Origin of the sequence: Sphingomonas sp. 66-10, assembly GCF_001897045.1 — a bacterium.
GTDB lineage: Bacteria > Pseudomonadota > Alphaproteobacteria > Sphingomonadales > Sphingomonadaceae > Sphingomonas > Sphingomonas lycopersici.
Genome location: NZ_MKRR01000072.1, coordinates 1 through 7,250, shown reverse-complemented (window position 1 = coordinate 7,250; position 7,250 = coordinate 1). Strand labels below are relative to the sequence as shown.

The 7,250-nt window shown below is 62.2% G+C and carries 7 protein-coding genes; all 7 read left to right on the top strand.

What is annotated here, in order from left to right:
* Window positions 1–525: 525 nt before the first annotated feature.
* Window positions 526–726: a hypothetical protein gene (locus BGN95_RS06735; RefSeq protein ID WP_286772047.1), complete on the top strand. Its 201-nt coding sequence runs from the start codon at window positions 526–528 to the stop codon at window positions 724–726.
* Between the two features lie 206 nt (window positions 727–932).
* A complete protein-coding gene (locus BGN95_RS06730) occupies window positions 933–1,544 on the top strand; it encodes a hypothetical protein (protein WP_286772046.1) in 612 nt (203 codons plus the stop codon).
* A 77-nt stretch (window positions 1,545–1,621) separates the two neighbouring features.
* A complete protein-coding gene (locus BGN95_RS06725; protein ID WP_286772045.1) occupies window positions 1,622–2,104 on the top strand; it encodes a hypothetical protein in 483 nt (160 codons plus the stop codon).
* A 67-nt stretch (window positions 2,105–2,171) separates the two neighbouring features.
* A complete protein-coding gene (locus tag BGN95_RS06720) occupies window positions 2,172–2,537 on the top strand; it encodes a hypothetical protein (RefSeq protein WP_286772044.1) in 366 nt (121 codons plus the stop codon).
* Window positions 2,538–3,073: 536 nt separating this feature from the next.
* Window positions 3,074–3,796 (top strand): hypothetical protein, encoded by a 723-nt coding sequence (locus tag BGN95_RS06715; RefSeq protein WP_286772043.1) that lies wholly within the window; start codon window positions 3,074–3,076, stop codon window positions 3,794–3,796.
* 13 nt (window positions 3,797–3,809) lie between these two features.
* The gene (locus BGN95_RS06710) at window positions 3,810–6,212 is read left to right on the top strand and encodes a glycoside hydrolase domain-containing protein (protein WP_286772042.1); all 2,403 of its coding nucleotides are present in this window, start codon (window positions 3,810–3,812) and stop codon (window positions 6,210–6,212) included.
* Entirely contained in the window at window positions 6,163–6,744 is a 582-nt protein-coding gene (locus BGN95_RS06705; RefSeq protein ID WP_286772041.1) for a hypothetical protein, read from the top strand. The genes BGN95_RS06710 and BGN95_RS06705 overlap by 50 nt, the downstream gene beginning before the upstream one ends.
* Window positions 6,745–7,250 lie beyond the last annotated feature (506 nt).

The following is a 7,250-nucleotide window of genomic DNA, read 5'->3' as shown; positions in this document are numbered from 1 at the left end:
TCGCGCTCGACGACTTCACCGTCGAGCGCACCCTCCTGCGCCGCTGACCCCGTCGCCGGCCCCGTGCGCGTTCGCTCGTCCTGCATGTAAGCGCGCGTGGGGAGCGGCGCACATCTGCGGCAAGAGACCGAGGCCTCGGGGTTTCGCTTGACGTCGATGTGCGGAGTGGGGCACACATGAGGCGGGGTGCGGTGCCTGTCGTGTCCTTCGCTATTCGTGCCGACCCACATCCGTGCCGCAGGTGCGTAGCGAGCCTGAGCGGTCGCTGGCTAGGTCGGCACTGTGGCACCCCGTGCTGGGTGCATTGTTTTGCCTTGAAGCCTGCGGCAGTCTCCGTTCCGGACGCCCGGTGCGCAAGCAGCTGTGCAGCCGGCTCCGCCGAGACTTTCGGCACGCGGTCACTGGCGTTCCCTCACATCGCGCCGAAACTCTCTCGACCGCCGCCCTGCGGGTTTGCGCCCCGTTCGCCCTCGTCTGCACCGGCTCTACGCGCCTTCAAGGCGACAGAAGGAGAGGGAGAGAACCATGACCGAAACCACTAGCACCGCGACGCCGGGAACCATCGAGCATGTCGGTCCGAACACACCGATCTTGGAGATGAATATCCGCGAAGGCGTGAAGCTCGACGACGCGTTCGTGTCCAGCATCCGGCAGAACGGCGTTAGGTCCCGATCGTCGCTCTCGATGCGCGGCGGGCCGGGCGACCGACCGTGCCGGTCTACGTAGTGCCCGTCGACAAGGCCGACAACATTCAGCGGATCGTGGAGCAGTTGGCCGAGAAAGAGCACCCGGCAGACCTGCGCCGCAGCACTCAGTGGCTCATCTGTTGCCGCGGGAGAGCCAGCCACTAGTTCTGGTGGTTTTGGGCATGCTGCTATCAGAGAACGCTCAGGACCCTGATAGAGATGTCATATCTCACTCAGGCTCGGCTCATGAACGAGGAGAACTGGATGTCGCGTGACCGCGAGGTCGTCATGTCAAGGCGGGCCCTGTTGCAGGTAGCCGCCGCGGGCGGCGCTGCTTGGCTTATCTTCCAGCCGGGAACCGCGCTAGCGGCCACGGGGGCCAACATCGAGAAGGCTTCCGGGGCTGTTGATGCCTATGTGGGAGCGATCGCGCATGGCAGTTTCACCAATCTGAGCGGCATCCACGCCGAGTATCGTGACGCGATAGCAAAATTCCCTTTCGCGCTACCGAAGGGTTGGGCGTTTCCTCCTGAGTCGAGTCTCTCGAATACGGTGAACGTATCGAAGGAGAGGGCAAGTGTCGTTTCCACGGACGCGGAAGTCCTCTGGGAGCGTGGCAACGGTTACGCGGAGGCGTACCTGTATTGGCAAAGTGCCGTCGCAGGGGCGGCATGTCATGCGTTCGAGGCAGGGGACGCGGCCGCCGTCGAGCGCCTCCTTGACACGCTCGAGACCGGGTACAACTCGTCGGTCCGACTCAAGGTTTTGGAGGATCCCACCGACGAGTTCCTCAGGATCGAGATCCCTGCCGCGCGCAGCGGCAACTTTGACATGCTCAAGAGCGTTGCGGTTGGGTGAACCGCCCCGAGGCCCGGTCGTGGGTTCCTCTCGCGGCGACCTCAGGGTTCGAGGCTACAGAGACTAAGGAGTCGATCATGAAGCGGGCCGTCAAGATTGTTTTGATGCTCAGCGCGGCAGCGCTCGTTGTCGGGCTCGCGGGGTGCGCAACGGCCGCGCAGACAGCAGGCGCCGCGGGATCGTCATCGCAGGGTGTTGCGTCTACCACGACTCCTTCTCCATCGTTGTCGCCCCGCGATCGATGTAACCCGAATCAGGGCCAGTACACGACTGATGATCCGAGCTTCAAAGACATGCGCGACCTTGGTCCGCGCGAGTTCGCGACGGGAACTGCGACGTTCAACAAAGAAGGGCGCCCCGCCGCATATACCGTCGCTCCCGGCGATGTCGACATCGCGATCACTCAACGGTTCTGCATCACGATCGAGGAGCTCTACGGCACCCTCAACAGCGTGAGGTTCTGCCACGAAAATCGACAGGTCCTTCAACCGGGCGACGTGCTCAATCTCGACCCGGCAACAGTCGATTCAGTCGGCAAGCACAGCGGTACATGTGGCTAGCATCGCCGGCGATCGACTGATCATGCGGCCGCTTGTGGGGCAATTTTGAGTCGGATGAGAGGAAGTCATGGCACTTGTAACCGTCCCCGTTGGGGCATCGCAGGGTAGCGGAAATCCGGTGAACTACTACACGTACCGTGCGATTAAGGGCCACGTCTGGATGAAGCTCACCGATGTGTCGATCAACGGAGGCGCGCGGTGGTATTCCGCTCTTTACTGGATCAACTTGATCGACTCCACGGGTCATGTGTGGTCGGACACCTTCATCACGAAGGACTGGGGAGTGCCTGCCCCGTACAAGCAGATCGCCACCATTCCGAGCGGCAAGTCGGTTCGCATGTGCGTCACCGCTCAGGTCACGAAGACCGACGGCTATGGCCTTTTCAACACTTGGACGGCCAACCTGCAGTGGGACAACCTGAACGTTCAGTGACATCGCCTCGCACTGGCAGGGGCGCGAACCTCATCCACCACGGGAAGCTTTGCAGGCGGGCGGGTTAGCTGGATCGAACATAGCGTCACCGCGGCTACGGCGTCGAGTCTCATGCCGGGAGGGGAATTGGACTGCTTGGTTGTCCCCCAAAGTACCTACAGACCGACTGTCGGCAGCCGGTCAGAATGTCTCGATAAGCGCGAGGATGGCTCGCATGAATTCCTGTGGGGGGAACCTTGGTTGAAAACGAGAATCAGTCGTCCGATCTTTCAACCGTCATAGAGAGTCCTGTTAATGCGGCATTTTCGCGGCGAATTCTCATCGCAGGAGTCCTCGGCGCCGCTGTAGCAGCACCCTTCGTTGCTTCGATCCCGGCCGCAGCTGCTCAAGCATGGAGAGGTTCCACCGCGGCGGCACCAGGCTCAGGCGAACTCGTGACGAATCGCGCATATACCACGGACTGGTCATCATCGCAGGACGTGAGTTTCCCTTCTCGTTGGCGTGTCCCTCTCGGGCTTCGATCGGGCGGAACCGTGTTGCTCAAGTACGACAGCCGGCTCTTCGTGGTCTCGCCCGTCGTCATGGCCGAACGCGCTGGGGCGCTTATGCATCGCGAGCTCTCCTGGTCGGAGCCGGGCACGTGCAGGGTGAGCGTGCCCCCCAATATTGAGTGGTTGCACTTCGGTGTGCAGGCTCTGGAGCTCTATCCGCACGAGAATCTCGGGACCGTGATCGCGACGTCACTCACGGCCCGCGGCAAGGACCACGCATCGGTACCCACGCCCTACCCGATCACAATCGCGCCAGCGGCCCCATGGGGTATCGAGTTGCGTGCGGACTGGGCCAGCGCAGACGGCTACAGCGTGCCCCAGGTCATCCAACTCTTGAGCGTCGGACCAAACGCTGTTCCCGCTGGAGTGAAGGTCGACGTGCTGGCATCAGCGCAGGCGCCGACGATGCGGGGCGCCTCGTCATGGAAGCATGCCCGCGCGAATGGCTCGACTCGGCGGAACACACAACAGGGGGTGAGTTTCGATGTGCTGTCGGCGGTGCCCGGTGGGCAGTCCGTGACCTTCACGTTGGCGACACCCTCAGCTCGAGGTGGGAAGCGCTTCACGCTGAACTCCGTGGCGCTCGTGTCGGCCGACGTGCCTGCCCATCTCCGATCCAACGCGCGCGCGACAGGTCGAGAGAGCATTGCGCCGGTCACTCGAAGTGGAACCGAACTCACCGACTTCTCGATAGCGGCGACCGCGTAAGGGGAACGACGATATGCCAATTGTCGACACACAGGTGCTCGCCGCCCAGAAGTGGTTGAACTCTCACTACAGCAGCAACTCTCAGTGGCACGTGCTCACCGAGGACGGGCAGACGGGCTGGGGCACCATATACGGCCTCACCCGTGCGCTGCAGATCGAGCTCGGCATCACGACACTCTCGGACAATTTCGGCGCCACGACGTCGGCACAGTTCACCGCGCAGGTCGGCTCTATCAGCGCCACGACGTCGAAGATCAACATCCGAACAATCGGCCAATACGCCCTGTGGTGCAAGGGCTACAAGGGTGGCTACACCGTCGGATATTTCGACACCGACACCGCCTCGGGGATTCAGTACCTGAGCCTCGACATGGGGCTCCCCGCCGCGTCAGCCATCTCACTGAAGATGCTGAAAGGTCTCCTTACCATGGATGCCTACTCCTTGCTTCCCGGTGGGACCGCGGCAAAGCAGGCCGTACAGCGGTGGTTGAACGGCAAGTACGTCGGGCGAGCCGACTTCCCCCTTCTCCCGTGCGACGGCCTGTTCTCGAGGAACGCGCAGCAAGGCCTCATGTACGCCATCCAATACGAAGCCGGTATGGCGGATGGTGTGGCGAACGGCAACTTCGGCCCGGGCACAAAGAGCGCCCTACAGACGCAGGCGACAGTCAGTCTCGGCAGCGTGGACTCAACGAAGAACTGGGTGAGGCTGTTCCAGGCGGCGCTCCGCTTCAACGACTACGAATGCAGCTTCCTCGGCACCTTCGACAGCGACACCAAATCCAAGACCCTGACATTCCAGGGGTATGCCGCACTGACTGCATCCGGTATCGGCGACTACCGCACCTGGGCGTCGCTGCTCATCAGCACGGGCGACGAGACCCGCCCAGGCATCGCCAGCGATATGGCGACCCAGCTGACCGCTGCCCACTGCACCCTGCTCTACAACAACGGGTACCGGACCGTCGGACGCTACCTCTCGGGGAGCCTCGACAAGCGATACGCACCCGGCGAGCTCAGCCGCATCTTCGCGGCAGGGCTGTTCACCTTCCCGATCATGCAAGAAGCAAACACCTCAGCCTCCGACTTCTCGTACGCGAAGGGGAAGGACCACGGCTTCCAAGCGCTCCGCCGGCTTCGACAACTCGGATTCGTCGCCGGCGCGACCGTCTTCTTTGCGGTCGACTTCGACGCGATCGACGACGTCATCACCACCAATGTCATCCCCTACTTCCAGGGAGTGCGCGACTACATCCACTCCACACGCGTTGACTACAAGGTCGGCGTCTACGGCACCCGCAACGTATGCGCCCGAATCATCAACGCCGGCCTGGCCGGTGAGTCCTTCATCGCCTCCATGTCCTGGGGATGGAGCGGCAACCTTGGATACCGCCTCCCCCCGAGCTGGTCATACGATCAAATCCAGCTCCTCACCCTCAGCAGTGGGAGCTTGGCAACGGCGGTTCAAATCGACAAAGATGTTCAGTCCTCAACCGCCCAACCTGTGTCGTCGGCCGGAGTGCTGCCGACCCCGATCATCACCGGGCTCGGCAGCACGCAGAGCTTTGATGAGGACTACTACTGGTTCCTCACCGAGCAGTGTGTGCTCGCAGAGAATGCCGAGAAGATCAGCGTCTACGCGAACGGACTCGCCAATCAATATGTGCTCCATCGCATGCAGCGGGAAGGTTACTGGAGTCCGACCATTCAAGGGGGTACGTCTTCGGGCGGTGCGCTCTGGAACGCCTATACCGTGCTGCCGGAGTACGTTCCGGGTGCGAACCCAACCGTTGCGAACGGCATTTCGCTAGGCCGCGGAGCGTACGAGTCTGTGGCATCAAGTCCTCCCGCGAGTTCGCTCTCGCGAATCAGTCACTGGGCAGCATCAACCATGGCGTACATGAGTTGGGGTGTGCCAGCGACCGGAGCAGTAGGCCAGACCTCAACTGGAGGAGCATCCAACCTCACTGCCGACCTGGGAGCGTGGGCGCTCGACCTGGCTCAAAAGTGGAAGTACTTCTATGATAACGTCCGGCCAACGTTCTCTGGATCGGTTCGGACCTACTTCGCTAACGCCATTGGCTCTCCTTCCGACGCACAGTTTGGAAGCGAGGATCTCATTGCGGATGCAGACGCTTTCATCTGCGCAAAACGAATCTCGGCAAACCCACAGCGACCTGTTTCCGACGTGGTCCGTGAGATCGAAACCGGAGTCATCCCGCGATTCTCCACCTTCATCAACGAGCGATTCGGCTCGCGGGCGAACATCGTGTCCGCTGTGAAGTTCGTGTTCACCACGAATAACATCATGATTCACACACCGGCCGAAGTGTTCGGAGGTAGCGTGTTCCCCCAAGGAACGGAGCTTGATGGTGTCGCTCAGGGATTCGCGGACGCCCTTTACGCCCGGGTCTGAAGCGGCGACCCGGCAATCGGTGCCCCGCCATTCGCCGTTGCTGTGGCCCGCCATCGGGGTGTTAGTCGCGCTCATGGCGACGGCGGGAATCGCCTATGCGGCGGAACAGGTGCTCTACCTGTCCGCGGTGATCACCGCCAATCCCACCACATGGGTTCTGGCTGTCTCCTTCTGGGGTAGCTCGATACTGTGCCTGGCGGTGCTTCAACTGTTCGAACGAATTCCGCCTACGACGACGGACGCGGCGCGTCGGACGTATCGCGGGTTCGCCGGATACATCACCTTCTTCAGCGTGCTGTGGTGGCTCGCGCTCGTGTTTCTGGGCGCGGCGAGCGGCGCGGTCCTCGTAGGGCTCGTGTGGGGCTACGTCGTCGCGTCGCCGACGCTCATCCTCTCGGCCGGCGTCATCTCGATGGGGTTCACCCGAACCTGGCGCAGGTGGATCGCTCCGGTTGCAGTTGCTGTCTGTGCCGCTGTCGCGATCACACTGACACCGGCGGCCTTCGCGCTCAGCCAGCAATCGCTTTCCTAGCGAGCTCCGCGCAGGAGAGAGAAGTTTGCGGAGAGCCCGTACGTCAACATCGGACGGGACTGCTGAGGGTTAGGTGACTCCTGATCTGTGGTGATTCGTCGCCGCTGGAAGGATGTTCTCATGCCTAAGGCGTTCCCTAAAGAGTTTCGGGACGATGTCGTTGCGATCGCAGACGCGGTATTGGGTCGACCATGACGCGAAACGGGAAAAGCGATCGTCCAGCACGGACAGCCGTCCTGGATGAAGGCGTATCCAGGACCGATCGGCTGACGCCTCGGCTCGCTGTGATGCCTTTACATGCTGAGGGCGTTCTTTTCGCCTGAAGCCTTCGGTAGCATAAGGGCCGATACCGGCCACGTGCGGAGCTGCGCCGCCGGCTCATTCAAGACTCTCGGCAAGCGGTCGCCGCGCTCCCTTTATGCCGTGCCGCGAACGCCGCGCTCGCCGCCCTCCCCGGGTTCACGCTGCCGGGCGACGTCTCGGCGTCGTCGCGCTTCTACGCCCGC